The 20815-nt window shown below is 59.2% G+C and carries 19 protein-coding genes, 1 tRNA gene and 1 rRNA gene; 16 read left to right on the top strand and 5 right to left on the bottom strand.

The genetic code is table 11. The features are described from left to right. Positions 1–73: 73 nt before the first annotated feature. The 15 genes from rrf to O3675_RS08800 all read left to right on the top strand — a co-directional run bounded on the left by rrf (position 74) and on the right by O3675_RS08800 (position 14601). A 5S ribosomal RNA gene (rrf, locus tag O3675_RS08870) occupies positions 74–190 on the top strand. Between the two features lie 326 nt (positions 191–516). After that, positions 517–1260 carry a cAMP-binding protein gene (locus O3675_RS08865; RefSeq protein ID WP_371572105.1) on the top strand — a complete coding sequence of 248 codons (744 nt, stop codon included), beginning with the start codon at positions 517–519 and terminating at the stop codon, positions 1258–1260. A 426-nt stretch (positions 1261–1686) separates the two neighbouring features. Next, positions 1687–2565 carry a thioredoxin domain-containing protein gene (locus tag O3675_RS08860; RefSeq protein WP_314893923.1) on the top strand — a complete coding sequence of 293 codons (879 nt, stop codon included), beginning with the start codon at positions 1687–1689 and terminating at the stop codon, positions 2563–2565. A gap of 229 nt (positions 2566–2794) precedes the next feature. Further along, positions 2795–2868, top strand: a tRNA-Thr gene (locus tag O3675_RS08855). Between the two features lie 126 nt (positions 2869–2994). Then, on the top strand, positions 2995–5193 hold the full coding sequence (locus O3675_RS08850; RefSeq protein WP_371572103.1) for an acyltransferase family protein: 2199 nt from the start codon (positions 2995–2997) through the stop codon (positions 5191–5193). 139 nt (positions 5194–5332) lie between these two features. Further along, complete coding sequence (locus tag O3675_RS08845) at positions 5333–6163, top strand: ABC transporter ATP-binding protein (RefSeq protein WP_303976527.1); 831 nt, start codon at positions 5333–5335, stop codon at positions 6161–6163. A gap of 158 nt (positions 6164–6321) precedes the next feature. Continuing rightward, the gene (locus O3675_RS08840) at positions 6322–7134 is read left to right on the top strand and encodes an SGNH/GDSL hydrolase family protein (protein WP_070604204.1); all 813 of its coding nucleotides are present in this window, start codon (positions 6322–6324) and stop codon (positions 7132–7134) included. Between the two features lie 825 nt (positions 7135–7959). Next, entirely contained in the window at positions 7960–8196 is a 237-nt protein-coding gene (gene rpmB / locus O3675_RS08835) for a 50S ribosomal protein L28 (RefSeq protein WP_004005966.1), read from the top strand. 3 nt (positions 8197–8199) lie between these two features. Next, positions 8200–8370, top strand: a complete 171-nt coding sequence (rpmG, locus tag O3675_RS08830; protein WP_004005967.1) for a 50S ribosomal protein L33 — start codon at positions 8200–8202, stop codon at positions 8368–8370. A gap of 2 nt (positions 8371–8372) precedes the next feature. Continuing rightward, positions 8373–8678 carry a 30S ribosomal protein S14 gene (rpsN, locus tag O3675_RS08825; RefSeq protein WP_005506731.1) on the top strand — a complete coding sequence of 102 codons (306 nt, stop codon included), beginning with the start codon at positions 8373–8375 and terminating at the stop codon, positions 8676–8678. A gap of 92 nt (positions 8679–8770) precedes the next feature. Continuing rightward, positions 8771–9058: an HU family DNA-binding protein gene (locus tag O3675_RS08820; RefSeq protein WP_005506733.1), complete on the top strand. Its 288-nt coding sequence runs from the start codon at positions 8771–8773 to the stop codon at positions 9056–9058. A gap of 540 nt (positions 9059–9598) precedes the next feature. After that, a complete protein-coding gene (locus tag O3675_RS08815; protein ID WP_371572100.1) occupies positions 9599–10378 on the top strand; it encodes a hypothetical protein in 780 nt (259 codons plus the stop codon). Positions 10379–10593: 215 nt separating this feature from the next. Then, positions 10594–11310 (top strand): hypothetical protein, encoded by a 717-nt coding sequence (locus O3675_RS08810; protein ID WP_371572098.1) that lies wholly within the window; start codon positions 10594–10596, stop codon positions 11308–11310. Positions 11311–11615: 305 nt separating this feature from the next. Further along, positions 11616–12368: a preprotein translocase subunit SecD gene (locus O3675_RS08805; protein ID WP_311452524.1), complete on the top strand. Its 753-nt coding sequence runs from the start codon at positions 11616–11618 to the stop codon at positions 12366–12368. Positions 12369–12630: 262 nt separating this feature from the next. Then, a complete protein-coding gene (locus tag O3675_RS08800) occupies positions 12631–14601 on the top strand; it encodes an NHL domain-containing thioredoxin family protein (RefSeq protein WP_371572096.1) in 1971 nt (656 codons plus the stop codon). A 331-nt stretch (positions 14602–14932) separates the two neighbouring features. Here the strand turns inward: O3675_RS08800 and O3675_RS08795 are convergent, their stop codons facing one another. Further along, positions 14933–15910 carry a hypothetical protein gene (locus tag O3675_RS08795; protein ID WP_005506744.1) on the bottom strand — a complete coding sequence of 326 codons (978 nt, stop codon included), beginning with the start codon at positions 15908–15910 and terminating at the stop codon, positions 14933–14935. A 63-nt stretch (positions 15911–15973) separates the two neighbouring features. Between O3675_RS08795 and O3675_RS08790 the strand changes: the two genes are divergently transcribed. After that, the gene (locus O3675_RS08790) at positions 15974–16675 is read left to right on the top strand and encodes a hypothetical protein (protein WP_314849927.1); all 702 of its coding nucleotides are present in this window, start codon (positions 15974–15976) and stop codon (positions 16673–16675) included. Between the two features lie 166 nt (positions 16676–16841). Here the strand turns inward: O3675_RS08790 and O3675_RS08785 are convergent, their stop codons facing one another. From O3675_RS08785 to O3675_RS08770, 4 genes are all read right to left on the bottom strand, one after another. Continuing rightward, positions 16842–17507, bottom strand: coding sequence for a class I SAM-dependent methyltransferase (locus O3675_RS08785; RefSeq protein ID WP_371572093.1), 666 nt, complete (start codon positions 17505–17507; stop codon positions 16842–16844). Positions 17508–17689: 182 nt separating this feature from the next. Then, on the bottom strand, positions 17690–18802 hold the full coding sequence (locus O3675_RS08780; RefSeq protein ID WP_371572091.1) for a MauE/DoxX family redox-associated membrane protein: 1113 nt from the start codon (positions 18800–18802) through the stop codon (positions 17690–17692). A 124-nt stretch (positions 18803–18926) separates the two neighbouring features. After that, positions 18927–19982: a ThiF family adenylyltransferase gene (locus O3675_RS08775; RefSeq protein ID WP_371572089.1), complete on the bottom strand. Its 1056-nt coding sequence runs from the start codon at positions 19980–19982 to the stop codon at positions 18927–18929. Further along, entirely contained in the window at positions 19973–20743 is a 771-nt protein-coding gene (locus O3675_RS08770) for a thiazole synthase (protein ID WP_371572088.1), read from the bottom strand. Before O3675_RS08770 ends, O3675_RS08775 begins: the two co-directional genes overlap by 10 nt. Positions 20744–20815 lie beyond the last annotated feature (72 nt).

The raw sequence follows: 20815 nt of genomic DNA, 5'->3' as shown, positions 1-20815 counted from the left end.
AACCCTGGGCTTCCTTCGGGAGGCTGAGGCTTTTTATTCGGAAATTTTGAATAACGAAGTTATTCGCTAGATTTTCCGTGGTTATAGCAAGAGGGAAACGCCTGGTTCCATTCCGAACCCAGAAGCTAAGACTCTTCGCGCCGATGGTACTGCACTTTTGTGGGTGTGGGAGAGTAGGTCACCGCGGGTTTTTTATTCAAGAGGGGAAGACCTTATAGGTCTTCCCCTCTTTTTGTGTACCCGAAAACTCTTAGAACGAAAGACACCTAACTCAGCAAAGGTGCAGAGACTCATAGATCCAGAGATTCAGAGATGCAGCAGAGAGGCAGAGGAACAGGGGATACAGCCTCGCCAGACAGCGTGCCAGCCGGTTGCAGAGGCAATGAGATGGGGAGTTCACAGATCCGCCTGAATGACGAAATAGAGGGCGCTGTAGAGAAACTCTTGATACCTTAACAACAAGAGCAGTCCATATCTCTACCTCAACGAGTAGAGAGCAAGCAAAGGAGCATCATCATGGCCGATGAGAAGAGCATCTACGAACGCTGGAGCGAAGAACGCCTCGACCCGCCCTTCCCCAAAGAATGGGGACTGGACAAAGAAGACGAAGCCGAACTGCTCTGGCCCATCTGGCCCCTGCTGTTCATGGGTGAATCTGATACCGAACAGTACGTAGAAACCATCACCGATTATGTGATGGACGTACTCGGGCTGGAATACGATGGGGAGAATGAAGACAGCAAGCTCTGGGAAAAGCGCGTAGAGGACTACGTGGAAGAGCTCATCAAGCGTCGTCGTGCCTTTGCTGCTGAGCTGGGCATTACCCCCGAAATGCAGAAGAACTCCAACCTCAACCGTGCCTTCGCAGCCCTGGAAGAAGAAGGCGTCATTGCACGACAGAACTTCACCTGCTGCGGTACCTGCGCATCCGCAGAGATCTGGGATGAGATCGACGATAGCCGTGAATGGAAGGGATACATCTACTTCCACCAGCAGGACACTGAAAGCCTCGCTGAGAGCGGAGGCACCTACGTCGGCTTTGGTTCCTTCCTCGCCTACCCCAGGGACGAAGAAAAATGGAATACCTTGAGCGACGCGCAGAAGGAAGAGATCAGTGCCCTTCACAAGAAGCTCTCCGTGGAGCTCATGAAGGACACTATTATCCCCGTACTGGAGAAGCACGGTCTGAGCGTGAAGTGGAAGGGGAATTTCGATACTCGCCCGTTCATTGGGGGAGTGGAAGTCTATAACATTCCCTAACCGCTGGTGAGCTGAACCGGGTGGGTGCCTCGGCGTAGCTTGTGGCAGGGGAGAGGCGCCTCCCAATGCTACGAAAGTTTACGAGGAAAATAAGCTGAGAGCGTGAGAACAGACATCACAATATCTCAGTCAGAGTATTAACTAGCCGATAAGGCACCCATTCGGTAGGCTAGACGGGTAGCGCGGTACGTCCACACTAGAGAAAAGGCAGAACCTATCCACGTGATAGGAACTGATCGACATAGCTTTCAGCTGCAGCACGTGGCAGGAAGCTAGAGCTCTAGAAACCCTATAGGGGATACGAACAACCCCGAGCCGGAAGAGCCAGGTCATCTGAGCTTTGCTCGGATGGACGCTCACTCCAACCGGAGTAGGCTAGAAGAAGTGGACGAACCGCCACCCATATTCCCAACCAAAGGAGCAGGCATGTCGACCGACGCCCGCGAAAAAGCCCGCCAGATTGCGGCCCAGCAGGCCAAGAAGAGCCCCAGCCAGGCAAGCCGCCGCTGGATTCAGTTCGGCGTACTCGCCGTGGTCCTCATCATCGTAGGTATCATCGGCTTCGTCGTAGTCAACGGCAACAAGAACACCAAGGTAGCAGAAAGCGGCCCGGTGCCCTCCAGCGCCAACGAATACGGTGGCATTGTGCTGACCAAGGACGGCATCGTCCAGAACTCCTCCACCCAGGAGACTCGCGACTTCAAGCAGCTCGCAACCTCGACCTCCTCCGTGACCCCCATGGTCAACGGAACCGCAGCAGCAGTCAACACCCTGCCCCCCGGCGTGCAGACCGCTGAAGAGGCATCCAAGAACGGCCAGCCCGTTCGCGTGACCATCTTCCAGGACTACAACTGCGTGCACTGTGCAGAGTTCGAGAAGAAGTACGGTGAAGAAATCCAGAAGCTCGTCGAGGACGGCACCATCACCCTGGAAATCCGCAACCTGACCTTCCTGGACCGCTCCTCGCCCACCGCTTACTCCGCACGTAACGCGGCAGCAGCATACTCCGTGGCAAACCAGGTCAGCACCAGCGACTTCCTGAACTACCAGCGCGAGATCTTCACTCACCAGGGTAGCGGCGACATGAACAACCAGCAGATCGCCGACATTGCTTCGAAGTACCACGCTTCCATCGGCTCCGATATGAACGATGGCAAGTGGCGCCCCTTCGTGGACGTGGTCAACGCTGAATCCGCAAAGAACGGTATTAAGGGTACCCCCACCGTCTTCGTTGATGGTGACCAGTACACCAGCAACGACTTCAGCACCTTCCTGAAGGAAAAGATTGAAGCTAAGAAGAAGTAACCTCTTCGATACGAAAACCCGGTAGCCTCCGCGTGAGGGTACCGGGTTTTTCCATGCACGGTGATGAGTACGAGGGGTGGGGGAGTAGCATACAGAGGTGGTGCTCATAAGGGGTAAAACGAAGGAAACGAACATGCCATCACCCCATAATTTAGAAGTATTCTCAACCAAACCCTAAAAGAATAACTAAGCAGACTCAACCAAGAGAATAGGGTACACTGGACAGGTTGCCTCCTTAGCTCAGTTGGCCAGAGCATCTGTCTTGTAAACAGAGGGTCACCGGTTCGAATCCGGTAGGGGGCTCAGAAAAATCCTGGTTCGCACCAGCCTCATAGCAGAGGTGCGGATCAGGATTTTATTGTACGAGTGTCCTGTAGTGTCTAAGGGACTCGCACTAGCACATCGTCTACCCGCCCTGAGGAACCAAGTATGTCTGAAACCTCCGGAACCCCGCAGGCCCCCGCCTCGCAGGGCACCCGTACCGCGGCGCTGCGCACCGTCAAAGCACGCGAAACCAACGACTACCCCCTCGAAGAATTCATCGAATCGCGAGGATTCCGCCCTGAAATTCAGGGCCTGCGAGCCTTCGCCGTGCTCCTCGTGGTGCTCTACCATGTCTGGGTCGGCAAAGTCTCCGGCGGCGTGGACGTCTTCCTCTTCATCTCCGCTTTCCTGCTCTCGCTCTCCTTCATGCGCAAGATCAACGAAGGCAAACCCCTCAACCTCTTCAGCTACTGGATGCACGTCTTCCAGCGACTGCTACCCGTAGCCACCGTGGTTATCGCGGGTACCACCATTGCGTCTTTCTTCGTGCTCGCGCCCAGTCGCTGGTCGCAAACCGTAACCGACGCAAGGAGCTCCCTGTTCTACTTCCAGAACTGGAACCTCGCGTTCAGCTCCGTAGACTACTACGCCCAAAACGCCTCCGTGAAGTCACCCTTCCAGCACTTCTGGTCGCTCTCCATCCAGGGACAGATCTTCATCATCTGGCCCCTGCTCTTCGCCGCAGTAGCCTACGTCGTGCACCGATTCCGCGGGAACCTCTTCACCACCGCGGTATTCATCTTCAACACGGTGTTCGTCGCATCCCTGACCTTCTCCATCGTCGAAACCGACACCAACCAGGGATTCGCCTACTTCGACACCCGCACCCGCCTGTGGGAATTTGCCATCGGCACCCTGCTGGCAATGCTCACCCTCAAGTGGAAGGCACCCGAGAAGGCTCGAGTAGTTATGGGCTGGGTCGGTATTATCGGCCTGGTCACCTGCGGCGCAATCCTGCCCGTGGAACGAGCATTCCCCGGCTACCTGGCACTCTGGCCCGTGATCTCTGGCGCGCTCGTCATCATGGCAGGCCGCACCAACAGCCGCTGGGGCATCGACCGACTGCTGGTCTCCGCACCCCTGCAGAACCTCGGCAACATCTCCTACGCCCTGTACCTGGTGCACTGGCCCATCCTCATTCTCTACAGCAGCGCCGTCGGTACCTCCCGCGTGAACTTCATCGAAGGCGCTGTCATCATCCTTGCCTCCATCGGCTTGGCATGGCTGCTCATCCGCTTCGTCGAAAAGCCGCTGCGCTACCGCAAGGACCCCTTCGTACCTTGGCTCATGATGAAGATGCGCTTCAAGACCATCTTCTCGGTCAAGACCTGGGCAGACCAGCTCGCCTTCATCCTCGCGATCTTCCTGGTCGCAGGCGTACCCCTGGTAGCCGCACAGACCTGGATTGGCTACCGCAACACCCAGTCCGAGCACAACGCCGAACTGCAGGTACAGACCGCCAGCGAAAACTACCCCGGCGCCCGCGCTATCGGCGGCGCCCAGCAGGGACTCATTGACAACCCCATCCCCTCCGGTGGTGACGTCAAAACCCAGTTCGACGGGCTGAGCGACCCCTGCGTTGGCAGCTTCGCGCCCTCCGACCCGGCACTCGCCAAGTACTGCAACGTGCAGAAGTACGGACCCGAGGACGCACCGCTGACCATGGTCATCGGTAACTCCCACGCCGAACAGGCGCTGAGCATCTTCAAGCCCATCGCAGAACAGACCAAAACCAATCTGCAAACCTACCTGCTCGGCGGTTGCCAGTACCCGGTCCGCGCCGTCAACGCCAGCAACGAATGCTCGGAATTCAACACCAAGATGACCGAGGAAATTCTCAAGCGTAAGCCGCAGACCGTGGTGCTCATCGCCACCGTTGCCCAGGCACGATCGAACGACGAACGAGTCGACCCGAGCCTCGACGAGACGGTCCGCCGCCTCACCGAGGCAGGAGTCCAGGTCATTGGCCTGCGCGATAACCCGCGCTTCGAGTACAACATCTACGAGTGCGCTCAGAAGGCCGGTGCCGACAAGAGCTCCTGCGCACGACCCGCAAGCGACAAGTACGCCGCCGAAAACCCTGCAAAGGAAGTCTTCGACAAGTACCGCAACCAGGGCGCCGTCATGGTGGACCTGAAAGACGTGTACTGCCCGGACGGCATGTGCAGCCCCGTGGTTGGAAACATCTACGTCTACCTCGACGACAACCATGTCTCCAAGACCTACGGCCGCACCATGGCTCAGGAAGTCTTCCAGCGTGCAGCGGAAGGCGGCTGGCTCGTGAGCGGAAAAGTGAACCTCTAAAGGTCGCCAATATAGCGGATCCCCCGTGCTGTTCTACAGAAGTATGAACGGTTCGGGGGATCCGCTATTTTCTGACCCGAAATTAGGATAGGCTAAGTTAGGAGGCTCCCGGGAAAAGCCTTAGAGAAGAAAGGACGCCATGAAAGAAATCACCGAACGCACCCTTAAAGTAGAGAACGTCAGCCTCGGCTACGGCGAAACCACCATCGTCAAAGACCTCTCCCTCGAATTCCCGAAGGGTAAAATCACCGCCATCATCGGTCCCAACGGCTGCGGTAAATCCACCCTGCTCCGTGGTGTCTCCCGACTGCTCAAGCCGCTCAACGGCGACTTCACCCTCGACGGCAAACCCACCCACGAATACTCCATGAAAGGCTTTGCCCGCATGGTCGGGCTCATGCCCCAGCACCCCATCGCCCCCGAAGGCATTACCGTAGCCGACCTGGTCTCCCGAGGACGCTACCCCTACCAGGGACTCTTCAAACGCAATAGCGCCGAAGACGACGAAGCTGTCGCCTGGGCGCTAGAAGCCACCGATACCATGTCCCTCGCCGAACGACAGGTCACCGAACTCTCCGGCGGTCAGCGTCAGCGCGTCTGGATTGCCATGGCGCTCGCCCAAGAAACCGACATCCTACTGCTGGACGAGCCGACCACGTACCTCGACCTGGCACACCAGGTGGAGCTACTCGACCTACTCTCGGACCTCAACGAGCAACGCGGCACCACCATGATCATGGTGCTGCACGAGTTGAACCTCGCCGCCCGAGTCGCTGATTACCTCGTCGCGATGAAGGACGGCTCCATCGTCGCTCAAGGCGAAGCACACGACGTGCTCACCCGTGAGAACCTCGACACCATCTTCGGCCTGAAAGCAGAGGTTGCCGATCCGTTTAACGACGGCAGTGTGGTGGTTGTTCCCCATCCGCGGAGGGCATCCGCAGCTACCGGGTCAGCTGTCGCATCCTAAGAAACCCCCGCTCATATCTGATGAAGCGCCCGCAACAGTGGGATACTGGAAAGCAGGACGCACCGAAAGCTAAGCGAAGGAGCCGGTACACCGCGCGGGTGTACCGGCTCCTTCCATAGAAGGGCCATTCTCTATAGAGGCCCAGAAAGAAGAACACAATGACGACCCCGCTCCTAGACTCCAACGGCAAGCTCAACGGCGAATCAGTACGCTACGTGGCAATCGGTGACTCCTTCACCGAAGGCGTGGGCGACGTTGACCGCCGCCGCCCCAACAGCTTGCGCGGGTGGGCAGACCGCGTTGCTGAAGGCCTCGGTGCAGTAGACCCGCAGGCACAGTACGCAAACCTTGCTATCCGCGGACGCCTGCTCGGCCCCATCCTGGATGAACAGTTGCCTCGAGCCCTCGACCTCTGCCCCAACATTGTTACGTTCTACGGTGGCGGCAACGATATCATGCGCCCCAACGTTGATATTGACCAGCTCATGACCCGCGTCGACGAAGCCTTCGCCGCCATGCGCGCCCAGGACATCACGATTCTGACCATTACGGGCTTGGATGTGCAGGGCCAGGGCCCCTTCTCCCGCACCCGTGGCCGCACCGCCACCTACAATGAGCTGCTGCGCGGCATTGCTGAGGACCACGGCGCACACATTATCGACTACTGGCGCTGGAACGACTTCCTTGACTGGCGTCTGTGGGCTGACGATCGTCTGCACATGAACGGCCTCGGCCATGAACGCTTCGCATCTCGTGTGCTGGCGCAGCTTGGCCTGCCCGGTGTGGTCACCGAATCGGTACTGCCCCCGGAGGTGCAGCTGACCGCCCGCGAGAAGATCGAGCAGGAGGCACGCTGGGTCCGCGAGTTTGCCCTGCCGTGGATTGGCCGCCGCCTGAAGGGTACGAGCTCCGGTGACGGCGTGACCCCCAAGTACCCGGAGTGGGTACCCGCGGCAAGCCTTAAAAACTAACGCCCTTAAGAACTAATGCTGAGGGGGGCGCGTTACGGCGTAAAACTGTAGGCCGGGGGAGTGCCCTGCGCTGTATCTGTACCGTATTTGTGCCCGCTTTTACGCCGTAACTGGAACGGTAAAACTGCCGTTACCCGTACCGTTGCAAACCCTTAAACCGCCCTTTAAAACCGGGGCGGAAACGTTAAAACGAGAGTTAAAAGCTCTTTAAACGCGTATTTAAGCCCGTTTAACAGCCCTGTGCACACCGTCAGAATCGGTGGTGCGGGGCTGTTTACGGCTTAAATCTGGCTTAAGCTGTTAATCTCACAACATGAATTTCACCGGTGTAATTTATCCCCGGTCACATAGAGAACATCCGTTCTTAAAAAGGTGCATTAACGCCTGACTAGGGGTGTTAAAGAATTCCTTAAAAACATCTGGACTTGCAAAAACACCCATTTTTGGTAGAATGGATGGGTATGTTTGCCGCTCGAAGGCAGGCGTGCATCCGTGAATCGAGCTCTTCGCTTAAACGAGGTGCAATCGGCTCAGAACACCGAGATTCCGCGGATTTTTAAGGCAAAATCCGGCGTGCAGGCTTGCACGAACCCCCGTATTTACCTAGAATTTAACGCTGTTCGTAGTGGTGGAAACGCCTCTCGACACTAATAAGCTTCACCGTTTTTCCCGCGGCGGGGATCGATGCGTGGCCTCTCACCCACGTGACGATCTCAAACACTCTAGCCCGGCGAATAACCCGGTGCTTCTACATTGGTGGCGGGACGCTCACGAGTAACATCGACTGCGTACCGTCATAAAAGTCAATCAATAAAGGAGTGAAACATGGCAGCAGTCTGCCAGGTGACCGGAGCTGTTCCCGGCTTTGGACACAGCATTTCGCACTCGCATCGCCGCAACAAGCGTCGATTCGACCCGAACGTTCAGAAGAAGACCTACTGGGTTCCTTCGCTGCGTCGTAAGGTAACCCTGAACGTGTCCGCTAAGGGCATCAAGGTTATCGATGCTCGTGGCATCGATGCCGTTGTTGCAGAAATCATCGCACGCGGGGAGAAGATCTAGTAAATGGCATCCAAGGCTAAGGACCTCCGTCCTATCATCAAGCTCAAGTCCACTGCTGGCACCGGTTACACCTACGTGACCCGTAAGAACCGCCGCAACAACCCCGACCGTATGGTGCTGAAGAAGTACGACCCCGTCGTTCGCAAGCACGTTGACTTCCGAGAGGAGCGCTAAGAATGGCTAAGAAGTCCAAGATCGCTCGCAACGAGCAGCGCAAGGTCATCGTCGCTCGCTACAACGAGAAGCGTATCGCGCTGAAGAAGACCCTGATCGACGAGAACGCTACCCCCGAGGAGCGCGAAGCAGCACGCGTGGCACTGCAGAAGCTGCCCCGCAACGCTTCCCCCGTTCGCGTGCGTAACCGCGACCAGATCGACGGCCGCCCCCGCGGTACCTTCCAGAAGTTCGGTATCTCCCGCGTGCGCTTCCGCGAGATGGCACACCGCGGCGAGCTGCCCGGTATCACCAAGTCCAGCTGGTAAATCTGGTATTTTAGTTCCTAAACGGTTTTCCGTCGTCACCGACGGTCACTCGCTTTAGACTCAAACCTTAAGTCTCTGGAAGGGGCACCCTAATGGCTAAGAACCGTACCGAACTCGTTGCAGAGGTTGCAGAGAAGTCTGGCAAGAGCCAGGCAACCGTGAATGCAGTCCTCGACGCAGTGTTCCAGGTTTTCGAGTCTTCCGTCTCCAAGGGCGAGAAGATCACCATCCCCGGTTGGATGGCAATCGAGCGCACCGACCGTGCAGCTCGTACCGGCCGTAACCCGCAGACCGGCGAAACCATCCAGATTCCCGCCGGTCACGGCGTGAAGCTGACCGCAGGCTCCAAGCTGAAGGCAGCAGTCGCTAAGAAGAAGTAATTCTTGAGACTTTGAATCTGCTAAAGACCCCCACCGTATGGTGGGGGTCTTTTAGTATGTCCAGATGGTCTCTTGATGATGAGGATGCGGGTTGCTGGGGGAGCGGTTCAGTTGGCGAAGAGGTCCAGATGGCGGGCTGGGAGGTGGGGGCGTGCTGCGGGGGGTATGCAAGGTGGGTCTTCAAGACCTTAACCCTCAACTTGAGCTATAAAACACAGAAAGTAGCTCGGCTTCACAGGAGAAGCTATGATGCACTACAGAAAAAATAAAGAAAATTTATACATTTAAGCAGAAAGCTATGCATAAGCTGAGCGAAAAACCGGGATTATCAAACCCTGCTGGGAAAAATACTTATACATCGCCGTGCGAACACAGCTTAAACACAGCAAACTAAAGCTCAATCTTAGACTCACAGCCTAAGCTGGAATCACCGGCGAAGGAAAAGCCACACACCATACAAACGGCCCCGCCCCAACCGGAAAATCAACCATACAAACCCCGGACGATTGACCCTCCGGGACGCACAAGGAGAACCACCTCATGGCACGCCCCGCTCAGCATACTTCCGCACAGGCCACCAACCGTCGCTTCCGCACCGGCGCGGCAGCACTGTCCCTGGCAGCAATCGCAGCACTCGGCCTGAGCGCCTGCGGTGCCCAGAACACCTCCAACCCTGCGCCCACCGCAACCGCAACCGCTAAGGCATCCTCCACCGCCGATGCAGCAGTCAACGCGGGCAACGGTAAGGTCACCGTCAAAGCAAGCGACGCAGCCTCCCCGAGCGCTACCGCAAGCAGCTCCCAGGGTACCGTCACCGTCACCGAAGGCAGCGTGACCGTCACCGGTGCCGACGGTACCGGCGTCACCACCGGCGCTGACGGCAGTATCACCGTCAACGGTGCAAACGGAACCGGCGTCACCGCAGACGCTAGCGGCAACGCAACCGTCAACGGCGGCTCTGCATCGAACAACTCCGGTTCCTCCGCAAAGGTCGACGAGAAGGCAGGCGAGACCTCCGCCAAGAGCGGCTCGAATGGCTCCGTGACCGTCGATAGTGGAACCGTCAGCGCAGCCAACGGCTACAAGTTCATCGAAATCAATTCTGATGGCAGTTGGTCCTACCACGCCCCCAACGACGACATCATTCAGGTCCGGGCTGACGGTTCCTGGGAGCGCGTCGGTAACGGCGTCGTTGAGGTTGACGCAGACGGCTCCTGGGAACAGACCGGCGGCAAGGGCTCAATCGAAGTACCCTCCGTGCCCCTCAAGCCTGCTGGCGCTACCGTGGACCCCGTCAAGCCCGTGACCCCGCGCCGCTAAGAAGCCGACTGACAAACCGGGCGGAAACGTGGGATATCCCACCCGCTAGAATGCGGATAAACGTCCACCGGCTCGGATAAAAGCCCCCAAACTCGATAGAATTAACGCGGTTGGTTAAACCGATAATCGTTATGGGAACCGTAAAAGGAACCTGCGCACGACGCGAATACGTCGCCAACTAGCCGCACCATACTCAACAACCACAAGGAGAAACAATGGCTATCGCCCCCGCAATGAAGAAGACCACCGCGGTTCTGTCCATCGCTTTCGCAGGCGCACTGGGCCTGAGCGCATGTGGCTCCCAGTCCTCTTCCACCACCACCGCGACTGCATCCGCATCCGCTTCGGCAACTGCTTCCGCAAGCGCATCGGCTAAGGCATCCTCTGCAGCTGCAACCACCTCGGCAGCTTCTGCTTCCGCTACTGCAGACGTGAAGGTTGACAAGGACGGCAACGTCACCGTCAAGGCTAACGACGGCGAAGGCAACTCCGCAGACGTGAAGGTCGGCGCAGACGGCAAGGCATCCGTAGACGCTAAGGACTCCGAGGGCAACTCCTCCAAGGTAGAGTCCGACGAAAAGGGCAACACCAAGGTTGAGTCCAAGGACTCCGAGGGCAACACCACCTCCACCGTTGAGGGCGACGTTATCGTTTCCGAGGACGGCGGCTGGACCATTCAGGGTGACGAAGGTCAGGTAGCTGTACAGGCTGACGGCTCCTGGAGCCGCCAGGACGCAAACGGCCAGGTCGCAGTCAAGGCTGACGGCTCCTGGAGCATCCAGGCTAACAGCGGCCTGCAGGCAACCGTGGACGCATCCGGTGAAGTAACCTCCATCGTTGGCGGCGAGAAGGCAGACCTGAAGGCTCCGAAGGTTCCCGCAAAGCCCGCACAGGGTAAGGCTACCCCCGTCAAGCCCGCACAGCCCAAGTAAGCTGTAAAGAGCTGATAACGGCTAGTGACGCTCGTAGAGCGTGACAGTCCGTGACTTATGAAGACGCCCCGTGCGTATCCGACCGTGATGCGTGCGGGGCGTTTTGCGTCTTCAAGCTACGCTGAGAAGACCCGAAGCTACGCCGAGAATACCCGAAGCGGGGGAGGGGAAGCACCGCAACATCTCAGGGAGCTTTCAGGTCGCGGTGCTAGCATGAAGGCGTACGCCGGGCATACCGGAGTACAGGTCAACCACACCACGCACTGCGCCGTTGCAGAGCGGCGCATACAGAAAAGAGAAATTCAGTGAAGAAGTCTATTGCTGTTCTGTCCCTGACCATTGCCGGTGCCCTCGGCCTCGCAGCCTGCGGCGGCAACTCCGGCACCAACTCCAACTCCTCCGCATCGGCAAGCGCATCCGCTTCTGCGACCGCTTCCGCAACTGCCTCGGCACCCGCAAGCACCTCCGCAGCAGCAACCAGCGCAAGCACCACCTCCGCAGCAGCTGAAACCACCAAGGCAGAAACCAAGACCACCCAGGGCACCATCAGCGCCCCCAGCGGCCTGCCCAGCGAAGCCGCTGAAGCGCTCCAGAAGGGTCAGGAAGCCGCCCAGCAGGGAGCCTCCGCAGGCTACACCGCCAGCAAGAAAGCCCTGGATCAGCTCAAGGAGCAGTCCGGCGTGAAGAAGGTGCAGACCAGCGACGGCACCGTCTACTACACCAATGAACTTGCCGCATTCGAAGCCAAGGACGGCGCTATCGTCAGCATCCAGAATAACGGTGTGTGGACCAGCATCGACTCCAACGGTACAACCATCGTCGTGAAAGAGGACGGCTCCTGGATTAAGACCAACCCCAAGGACAACCTCTACACCGTCGTCAATGCAGACGGCACCGCATCCGTGCTGAACACTAAGACCTTCGAGAAGGCGACCGACGTCTCCACCATCGAGACCCCGAAGGCACCTGGCCGTATCGACGGTTTCAGCGGCACCGCGAAGACCCCGGTCAAGCCCACCAAGATTGGTGACCTCTCCGAGGTTGCAGGCGCTAAGTAAAAACTAGCGCCTGCCTCCGGGCAGAACAGCCAGAACAGCCCACCAGATAGGGCAACCAGCGCCCCGTGCGCATCCGATAGTGATGCGTGCGGGGCGCTTCTGTGCACCCACACACCACCCGCAATATGACTTAATATGACAGGGCGTTAAGCCCCCAAGTCACAAAGCTCAACTCCCAGCGAACCACCCCCACCACGCTGGCATAATGGGGACAGCAAACCATCGCGCCCACACACGGCGCACCCAACAGGAGAGAGAACCCATGAGCGAGAACACCACCCGCAGCGTACGCGTACGCGCCAGCGAACTCGAAGGCCGCGCCTGGCTCAACACCGGCGACAAAAACCTCACCCTGCAGGACCTGCGCGGCAAAATCGTTATTCTCGACTTCTGGACCCTCTGCTGCATCAACTGCCTACACGTCCTCGACGAACTACGCCCCCTCGAAGAAGAATTCTCCGACGTACTCGTCACCGTCGGCGTACACAGCCCCAAATTCGAGCACGAAGCCGACCCCGTAGCGCTCGCCGCAGCCGTCGACCGCTACCACATCACCCACCCCGTACTCGACGACCCCGAACTGACCACCTGGCAGGCATACACCGCCCGCGCATGGCCCACCCTCGTCGTCGTCGACCCCGAAGGCTACATTGTCGCCCACCTCTCCGGCGAAGGCCACGTGCAGGGCCTCACCTCCCTCGTACGCGAGCTCGTCGCCGAGCACGAGGCGAAGGGCACCCTGCACCGCGGCGACGGCCCCTACGTGCCCCGCCCCAAGGCAGCCGGCACCTACGCCTTCCCCGGCAAGGCCATCGAACTGCCCGCCGAATTCGGCCCCGCAAACCTCTTCGGCAACCGCGAGCGCACCTACCTCGTCGCCGACAGCGCGCGCCACCGCATCCTGCAGGTAGCCGCCGACCTCAACACCGTCATCAACACCTACGGTGGCGGCGACGACCCCGTCAACCACCCCGTCAAGGGCCACGTCGACGGCACCGGCACCGAAGCACGCTTCAACGAACCCGCCGGCCTCGCCCTCGTACCCGAAAACCTGCGCGAACAGCTCGGCTACGACGTGCTCGTCGCCGACACCGTCAACCACCGCCTGCGCTCCCTCAACCTGCGCACCGGCGAAGTCCGCACCCTCGCAGGCAACGGTGTGCAGCGCGTCATCGACGGCGACAACGCCATCACCGGCGACCCCAACCACATCCCCGCAGGCGTACCCGCCACCGACATTGCGCTCTCCTCGCCCTGGGACGCCGTCTACTCCCGCGAAGCCGGCCAGTTCATCATCGCCATGGCAGGCACCCACCAGCTCTTCGGCTACGAACCCGTCAACGGCACCGTCAGCATCTTCGCAGGCTCCGGCGTCGAAGGCCTCGCCGACGGCCCCGCCGCCGACGCCTGGTTCGCCCAGCCCTCCGGCATCATCGAAGCACGCGACGGCAGCCTCTGGGTCGCATGCTCCGAAACCAGCGGCCTGCGCCACGTCACCTTCACCGACAATGGCGTACAGGTCACCTCCGCGGTCGGCAAGGGTCTCTTCGACTTCGGCTTCGTCGACGGCGACTCCGAAACCGCCCGCATGCAGCACCCCCTCGGCCTGACCGAACTGCCCGACGGATCCATCGCAGTCGCCGACACCTACAACGGTGCCATCCGCCGCTGGGACCCCGCAACCGGCACCCTCGGCACCCTCGAACGCGGCCTCGACGAACCCTCCGACCTGCTCGTCGAAGAAGTACCCGGCGAAGAACCGCGCCTCATCATCGTCGAAACCAACGCCCACCAGCTCGTACGCGCCTCCATTCCCGCGAAGGCACAGCACGTCGACGAAGGCGCCGTCACCACCGCGCGCCCCTCCACCAAGCTCACCGGTGGCACCCTCGAATTCGTCTCACGATTCACCGTGCCCACCGGCCAGAAGCTCGACACCCGCTGGGGCGACCCCACGCAGCTGAAGATCTCCTCCACCCCCGAGAACTTCATCCTGGAAGGCGCCGGCACCTCCACCGGCCTGACCCGCACCCTCGTGCTCAACCCCGAAATCACCGAGGCTGTCCTACACATCACCGCCCGCGCCGCCGCCTGCGACGGCACCCCCGGCGGTGACATCCCCGAGCACGCAGCATGCCACCTCTACCAGCAGGACTGGGGTATTCCCGTCGTCGTGACCGGTGACGAGGCAGACGAAAGCGAACTCGTTCTGGACCTTCGCGGTATCAACTAGGGATCGCTAAAACACTAAATAAAGGGTCAGTATTATCCTCGCTCCTACAGGGGCACCCGTCCTCGCTTCGCTCGGACACCCTGATGTCGCTACGGATAATACTGACCCTTTTCTGTTGTGCTGCCCTGATACCGCTGCGGAAAGTACCGGTTCCCTTTGTCCTTTGAGGATTGTGGGACGCGAAAGGGTCGGGTCATCCTCGCTCCTACAGGGGCACCCGTCCTCGCTTCGCTCGGACACCCTGATGTCGCTACGGATAACACCGGCCCTTTTCTGTTGTGCCGCCCTGATGTCGCGTTCAGAGCATACTGGCTCTCGCAACTCAGCGGCTTTAGAAGGAGACTCGGACCGCCTTCGCATCCGCCTCCACCGACGCCTTCAACGTAAATGGAATCTCCTTCTGCACCTGCGAACGCGCACCCGTATACAAATCCAACTGAGTAAACGACACCTTCGCCGTACCCGACATCGGCTTCAACGACCACACACCCGCCGAACTCACACTCACCTGCGGATCAGCCACCTTCACCACAGACCACTTCACCTCAGAATCCACACGACCCGTAAACGCATACTCAAAAGGGCACCCACCAGGATAAAGAGTGCTCTGCTGCGTGCACTTCTTCAAATGATCCTGCACCTGCTCCTTCACCGACGACAACGCATTATCACTCGGCTTCAACTCCATACGCACCGAATGATTCGCATCCTGCGCAGTCACCACCTCATTCACCTTCTGCGCCGTATAAACCGTCGAATCATACGACACCGCATACACGCCAGGGTAAAACACCGGGAACGACGCCGCACCATCATCCACCGCAACCTTACGGTTATTAATCGTCGCAGCCTCCACACCCTGAATATTCACCTTCACCGACGGCAAAGACGCCTCATCAATAGCCCACTTATCAAAAAAGCCCCAATGCGTGCCCGAACGGTGCAAACGAAAATCCGTATGCTGCTGCGAACCCTCCAAAATATAGGACGCACGCACCGTCGCATGCTCCCCATCCTCGCTGGTCTCCACCACCTCATACGACACCTCACCCAACGAAGACACCGAACGCCTCAAAGCATCCCCATCCAGCAAAGAGGCGTCACCCTCAGGAATCTGCGCACCCAACAGGCCACGTGCATACGAACCATTACCCGTACGCAACGCATGAAAATACTCCCGCACCTGACCCGTCGGGCCATACACCAGCTTATTCGTCATAACCAGCGCCGCAGCAGCCACAGAAACCGCCACCACAACACCGACCATCCACATTGCCAGAACCCGCTCCACGGGAGAAAAATTACGCATAGAACCAGAGTAACGCAGGTAGTCCGCTAGGTTTCACGCACCGCACACACTAAAGTTGTGTATATGGCAGAACGCGCTCACGAAGTCCCCGCCAAATACGGCGAAGTCAATGAACTATTCCACCCCCGCATGCGCTCCTACGGCAGGCGCATCGAAGCGGCACTCCCCGGCACCATCGTGCTCCTCGCCGCGCTCGCCTTCATCCTCTACAAGCGACCCGCCCTGCCGTACACCCTCCTCGTACTGCTCATCGGCACCATCGCAGGCGTAAACCTCTACTCAGTCCTCAAACCCACCATCATCGTCATCACAAAAACCCACGTGCTCCGCGCACGCACCTTCGGCTGGTTCGCCGTACCCCTCGAAAACATCGACCACACCATCTTCGCCGAAAAGCTCTACCCCAAAAAAGCCTACGGCCAGAAACTCAAAACCGTCGCCGGCCGCCTACGCTACCGCAGCTTCCCCGCCATGTGGGCCGTCGACAAAGACGGCAAACAGCTCATGCGCATCGACGGCCGCGTCTGGGACGGTAAAACCATGCGAGAAGTCTCCTCCAAACTCTCCGCTCAAACCACCATCTACAAACAGATCAACGTGGTCAACATGGACAAAGAACACAAGGGACTCATCACCTTCAACGAGCTACACCCCGGCTGGCGTTCCAGCCTCATGACCGCACTCGCCGTCATCATCGTGGCAATCCTCTTCGCCGCATCCTTCATGCCCGAAGAACTCGCACGCACCATCTACCTCATCCACTAGAACACCCGTTCTTCAACGGTGCTTCTTTTCGGATGCGCATCTTCAGGACGCGCAAAGGCCCGGCACCCACCCCACACGGGGTAGGCGCCGGGCCATTTGTATGCCTAACTCAAGACGCATTGCGCGTTAGTTCAAGACGCGCTGCACGCTAGCTTTCGATGCGAACCTAGTTCGCCGGGCGCGACAGCACCGCCACCAAAAACTCCGAAGAACCCTCAACAAACGGGTGCAACTGCCATGACGAGTAGGTGTTATCCACGTTCAGACCAACCTTGCGGGCATCCGCCAAAAACTGCTCAAACGCATAATCACGGCCCGGACCCGAACCATAACCCACGACAGCGCGGCCACCCGGGGCCAGCACGCGACGGAAATTCTCAACCACCGGCTTACGAGTCGAACGAGCCAAGAAACCCATCACATTACCCGCACACACCAGCAACTCAAAACCATTCTCCGCCGTCGCATCACCCTCAATGCCCAGAACCTCCGGCAAATCCACCAAATCGGCAGTAATCCACGTAGCATCCGGGCAGACGCGGCGCGCCTCCTCAATCAGCTCAGGATCTATATCCACACCCGTCACACGGTGACCCAACGCGTGCAGCTGCTTACCCACACGGCCAGGACCCGAACCCGCATCAAGAATCTTCGCACCACGAGAAGCCAACGCATTCACCAGACGAGACTCACCCGCCATATCATTACCCTCAGCCTCCATCGCCTTAAAACGGTCAATGTACCACTGAGAATGATTCGGGTTGCTCTCCTTGCGGACCAGCCACAAGGACTTCTCACGCTCGCCCGGAGCGTTGAAACTCATCATTGCCATAAAAACTCCTTAGACAGGGTTGAGGATGCGCCAACCGCCACCAGGCAAGGTGACCGCGGCATATAAGCGGTGTGTGCGCTACGTTCTAGCATAGCCCCACCCGGCACCTGCCGGTAAGGGCAGTAAGAGCCGGACGGGGCTATCGGGACAGCACGAAAAACAGAGAAACTACAGAGGAACGGTTAGAGGTGATCGCCGCCAGTATTCGATGTACCCTCAGCAAGCGCCTTACGCAGCTGCTCCTGACGCTCCTCCTCAGCCAGACGAGCAACCTCAGCGAACTGCGCCTCAATATCGGCAAGCAGCGCCTCAACCTCTTCCTTACCAGCCACCGGGCCGCCAGCAATCAGACCATCAGCACCCAAAACCACAGCCAACGGCACACCATTACCGAAATTCGCGCGCGCACCAGCCTCACGGTCAATCAGCGGAGTCAAGCCCTCCGGCAACGTACCCGCATTACGCGACGTCTGCAACGATTCCAGACTCGAATACACCGGATGTAACGCCACCTGCGGCAGACGCTCCTGCCACGAAGACATCGTCTTCAAAAACTTCACGCAACCAACGCAGGTCGCCGACACAAACACCAGCATACGCGCCTGATTCTTAGCCAACGCACGCATATTCGTGTGGCGACCATTCTCCAGGTACAGCGCCGCATGCGGAATCGGCATGCGAACATACTGCTCTTCACCGTTCTCGTCATACACCGGCTCCGGCAAAATCACCTCAGCCTGCGGCTCCGGCTGCGCAAGAGCATCACCGCGGCGAACAGCCTCCAACGTCACAGCAATCAGCGCCGCACCAAAAACCCAAGTCCAGCCGCTATTACCCAGACCCAGCAGAGTCGACACAACACCCGTGCCGCCCCTCAACGCGCTCGCATGCGCACCAGCCGCCGCCAACAACAACGCAACATTACGGACCAGCGTGTAACGGCTCACCGGCGCATTCGACTCAGCACCGAAACAATTACAACCCGCAGTACGACCCGTCGCCAGAGCGCGCGCAATCACCACCGTATAGAACAGCATCAGAATCAGTGCCAAACCCGACGCAATCACCGCAGGCAAACGCACCGGCGACAGCAGCAGAACAGCGGCTAGTGCGATTTCGAACCACGGCAAAATCAGCGACACCGCACGGGTCGGCGCGATCTTCTCCAAACCAAGATTCTGAATACCGGTCACGGTACTCTGCGGGTCCTTCGCCTTAGCAATACCGCTAATCAACAAAGTCAACGCAACAAGTGCCGTACACAAAACAAGCGGCACAGTAGAGACGGTGAGCATAAAACTCCTAGAGTGAGTGTGCGAAAACAGGAGGCGGCAGCGGCAGTTTTTAGGCAGAACAAACCGCGCGACGTGCCGCCGTGTTATACACGATTTTACGCCTTTGCACATGGGGGAATCGTCTCTACAGTGCCGTGAGGCGCACCCCGTACTCGCCCGCCAGCTCCGCGTACGCCTGCACAAAGCGCTGCGCTCGCGCACCCGAGGCACAGAAAACGCCCACGCGCTGATTACGCACCGACTCAAACAGGCTCAGCAGCTCCGCGGGCACGTCGGTTGCCGGCAGCAGCGATCCCTCAGCGTCGCTCAGGTGCGACAGCGGCACATGCAACGAGCCCTCATGCTTCACCGACTCCTCACGCTCGGGCACCTCACGCACATCCAACAGAACCTGCGGAACCTCATGTGCCGACAAATCCACCGGCACCACACGCGCCGGATCCGGCACCGCCCCAAACGACGTACACGTACCCGACAAGGCATCATACGTCAGCAGAGTACCCGCCGCCGTCGGCAAACCACTCACAAACTTGAGCACCTCCGTCGCCATCAGTGAACCAACCACAGCCGTCGTCGCACCCAACACCCCGGCAAGCGCACACGACTCCACCGTCTGCGGAATCGTCGGAAAAATATCACGCAAATGCGCGCCATCCGGCTCAAAAAGACTCACCGACCCGCCAAAACGCAAAACCGTGCCCCACACCAGCGGCAAACCCGCAACCTGCGCAGCATCCGCAATCAGATACTTCGACGCAAACGTATCCGTACAATCCACCACACAATCCGGTGCCGACGCGGCGAAAAGATCCAAAATCCAGGACGCATCCACATGCCGGATTGTCGTCTCAACCGTCAACGACGGGCACAAATCCAGGGCACGGCGCGCCGCAACCTCCGCCTTCGGCTCACCCACATCAGACACACCAAAAAGCGGCTGACGCTGAATATTCGACAGCTCCACCGAATCAGAATCCACAATGTGCAGATACCCCACACCAGCCGCCGCCAATGCCTGCACCACCGGACAACCCAAACCCCCAGCACCAATCACCAACACGCGGGCAGCCGCCACCGCATCCTGATTAAAGCCCGGCAGGCGACGCTGACGGTCCGTGCGCTCGCGATCCAGGCGCGCATGCTCCGGATTCACCGGGGTAGGGGTGAGGTTTACATCCACGAGACAAAACCCTCCGACGGCGACGACGCCTTCGCGTGCTCACGCACCGGAATACGGCCAGCCTCACGCGCCAACGCGCCCGCCTGCACCGCAAACTTCATCGCCTGAGCCATCGCCACCGGATCCTCAGCACGATTCACCGCCGACGCCAACAACACCGCATCACAACCCAGCTCCATCGCCAGCGCCGCGTCGGAGGCGGTCCCCACGCCAGCATCCAGAACCACCGGAACCTGCGCGCGAGAAGCAATCAGCTCAATATTGTGCGGGTTCAAAATGCCCAGACCGGTACCAATCGGCGCGCCCAACGGCATAACCGCCGCAACGCCCGCATCCTCCAAGCGAGCGGCAGCCACCGGGTCGTCAGAGGTGTACGCGAGCACCGTGAAATCCTCGGCGACCAGCTGCTCGCAAGCGTTCAACAGCTCCACGGTATCCGGCAGCAGGGTGTCTTCGTCGTGTATGATCTCGACCTTCACCCAGGAAGTGCCCAGCGCCTCGCGGGCGAGCATTGCGGTCATCACCGCATCAGCTGCGGTGCGGCACCCTGCGGTATTGGGCAGCGGCGCAATATTGAGCTTCTGCAGAAGCGGAAAAATGGGGGTGCCTGCGGCGTGACGGCGCATGGCAACGGTCGTCATTTCGGTGCCGGAGGCGATGAGCGCCTGCTCGAGCAGGTCCATGCTGGTTGCGCCTCCGGAACCCATGATGAGGTGGGATGTGAAGGTGCGGTCGCCGATGGTGAGCGGTGTGAGGCTCATGGTGTTCTCCTCTGTGGGAACGTCTAAATAACGGGGTTTGCTGGTTGGTGCGGGGCGCTACGGTGCGCCCGG

Origin of the sequence: Rothia sp. 27098_8_27, assembly GCF_041432805.1 — a bacterium.
GTDB classification, from domain to species: Bacteria; Actinomycetota; Actinomycetes; order Actinomycetales; family Micrococcaceae; genus Rothia; species Rothia mucilaginosa.
This window is presented reverse-complemented; position numbering and strand designations above follow the sequence as displayed.

Coding starts and splice junctions, on each gene's coding strand:
- O3675_RS08865 (WP_371572105.1), top strand. CDS start 517: ATGGCCGATGAGAAGAGCATCTACGAACGCTGGAGCGAAGAACGCCTC.
- O3675_RS08860 (WP_314893923.1), top strand. CDS start 1,687: ATGTCGACCGACGCCCGCGAAAAAGCCCGCCAGATTGCGGCCCAGCAG.
- O3675_RS08850 (WP_371572103.1), top strand. CDS start 2,995: ATGTCTGAAACCTCCGGAACCCCGCAGGCCCCCGCCTCGCAGGGCACC.
- O3675_RS08845 (WP_303976527.1), top strand. CDS start 5,333: ATGAAAGAAATCACCGAACGCACCCTTAAAGTAGAGAACGTCAGCCTC.
- O3675_RS08840 (WP_070604204.1), top strand. CDS start 6,322: ATGACGACCCCGCTCCTAGACTCCAACGGCAAGCTCAACGGCGAATCA.
- rpmB (WP_004005966.1), top strand. CDS start 7,960: ATGGCAGCAGTCTGCCAGGTGACCGGAGCTGTTCCCGGCTTTGGACAC.
- rpmG (WP_004005967.1), top strand. CDS start 8,200: ATGGCATCCAAGGCTAAGGACCTCCGTCCTATCATCAAGCTCAAGTCC.
- rpsN (WP_005506731.1), top strand. CDS start 8,373: ATGGCTAAGAAGTCCAAGATCGCTCGCAACGAGCAGCGCAAGGTCATC.
- O3675_RS08820 (WP_005506733.1), top strand. CDS start 8,771: ATGGCTAAGAACCGTACCGAACTCGTTGCAGAGGTTGCAGAGAAGTCT.
- O3675_RS08815 (WP_371572100.1), top strand. CDS start 9,599: ATGGCACGCCCCGCTCAGCATACTTCCGCACAGGCCACCAACCGTCGC.
- O3675_RS08810 (WP_371572098.1), top strand. CDS start 10,594: ATGGCTATCGCCCCCGCAATGAAGAAGACCACCGCGGTTCTGTCCATC.
- O3675_RS08800 (WP_371572096.1), top strand. CDS start 12,631: ATGAGCGAGAACACCACCCGCAGCGTACGCGTACGCGCCAGCGAACTC.
- O3675_RS08795 (WP_005506744.1), bottom strand. CDS start 15,910: ATGCGTAATTTTTCTCCCGTGGAGCGGGTTCTGGCAATGTGGATGGTC.
- O3675_RS08790 (WP_314849927.1), top strand. CDS start 15,974: ATGGCAGAACGCGCTCACGAAGTCCCCGCCAAATACGGCGAAGTCAAT.
- O3675_RS08785 (WP_371572093.1), bottom strand. CDS start 17,507: ATGGCAATGATGAGTTTCAACGCTCCGGGCGAGCGTGAGAAGTCCTTG.
- O3675_RS08780 (WP_371572091.1), bottom strand. CDS start 18,802: ATGCTCACCGTCTCTACTGTGCCGCTTGTTTTGTGTACGGCACTTGTT.
- O3675_RS08770 (WP_371572088.1), bottom strand. CDS start 20,743: ATGAGCCTCACACCGCTCACCATCGGCGACCGCACCTTCACATCCCAC.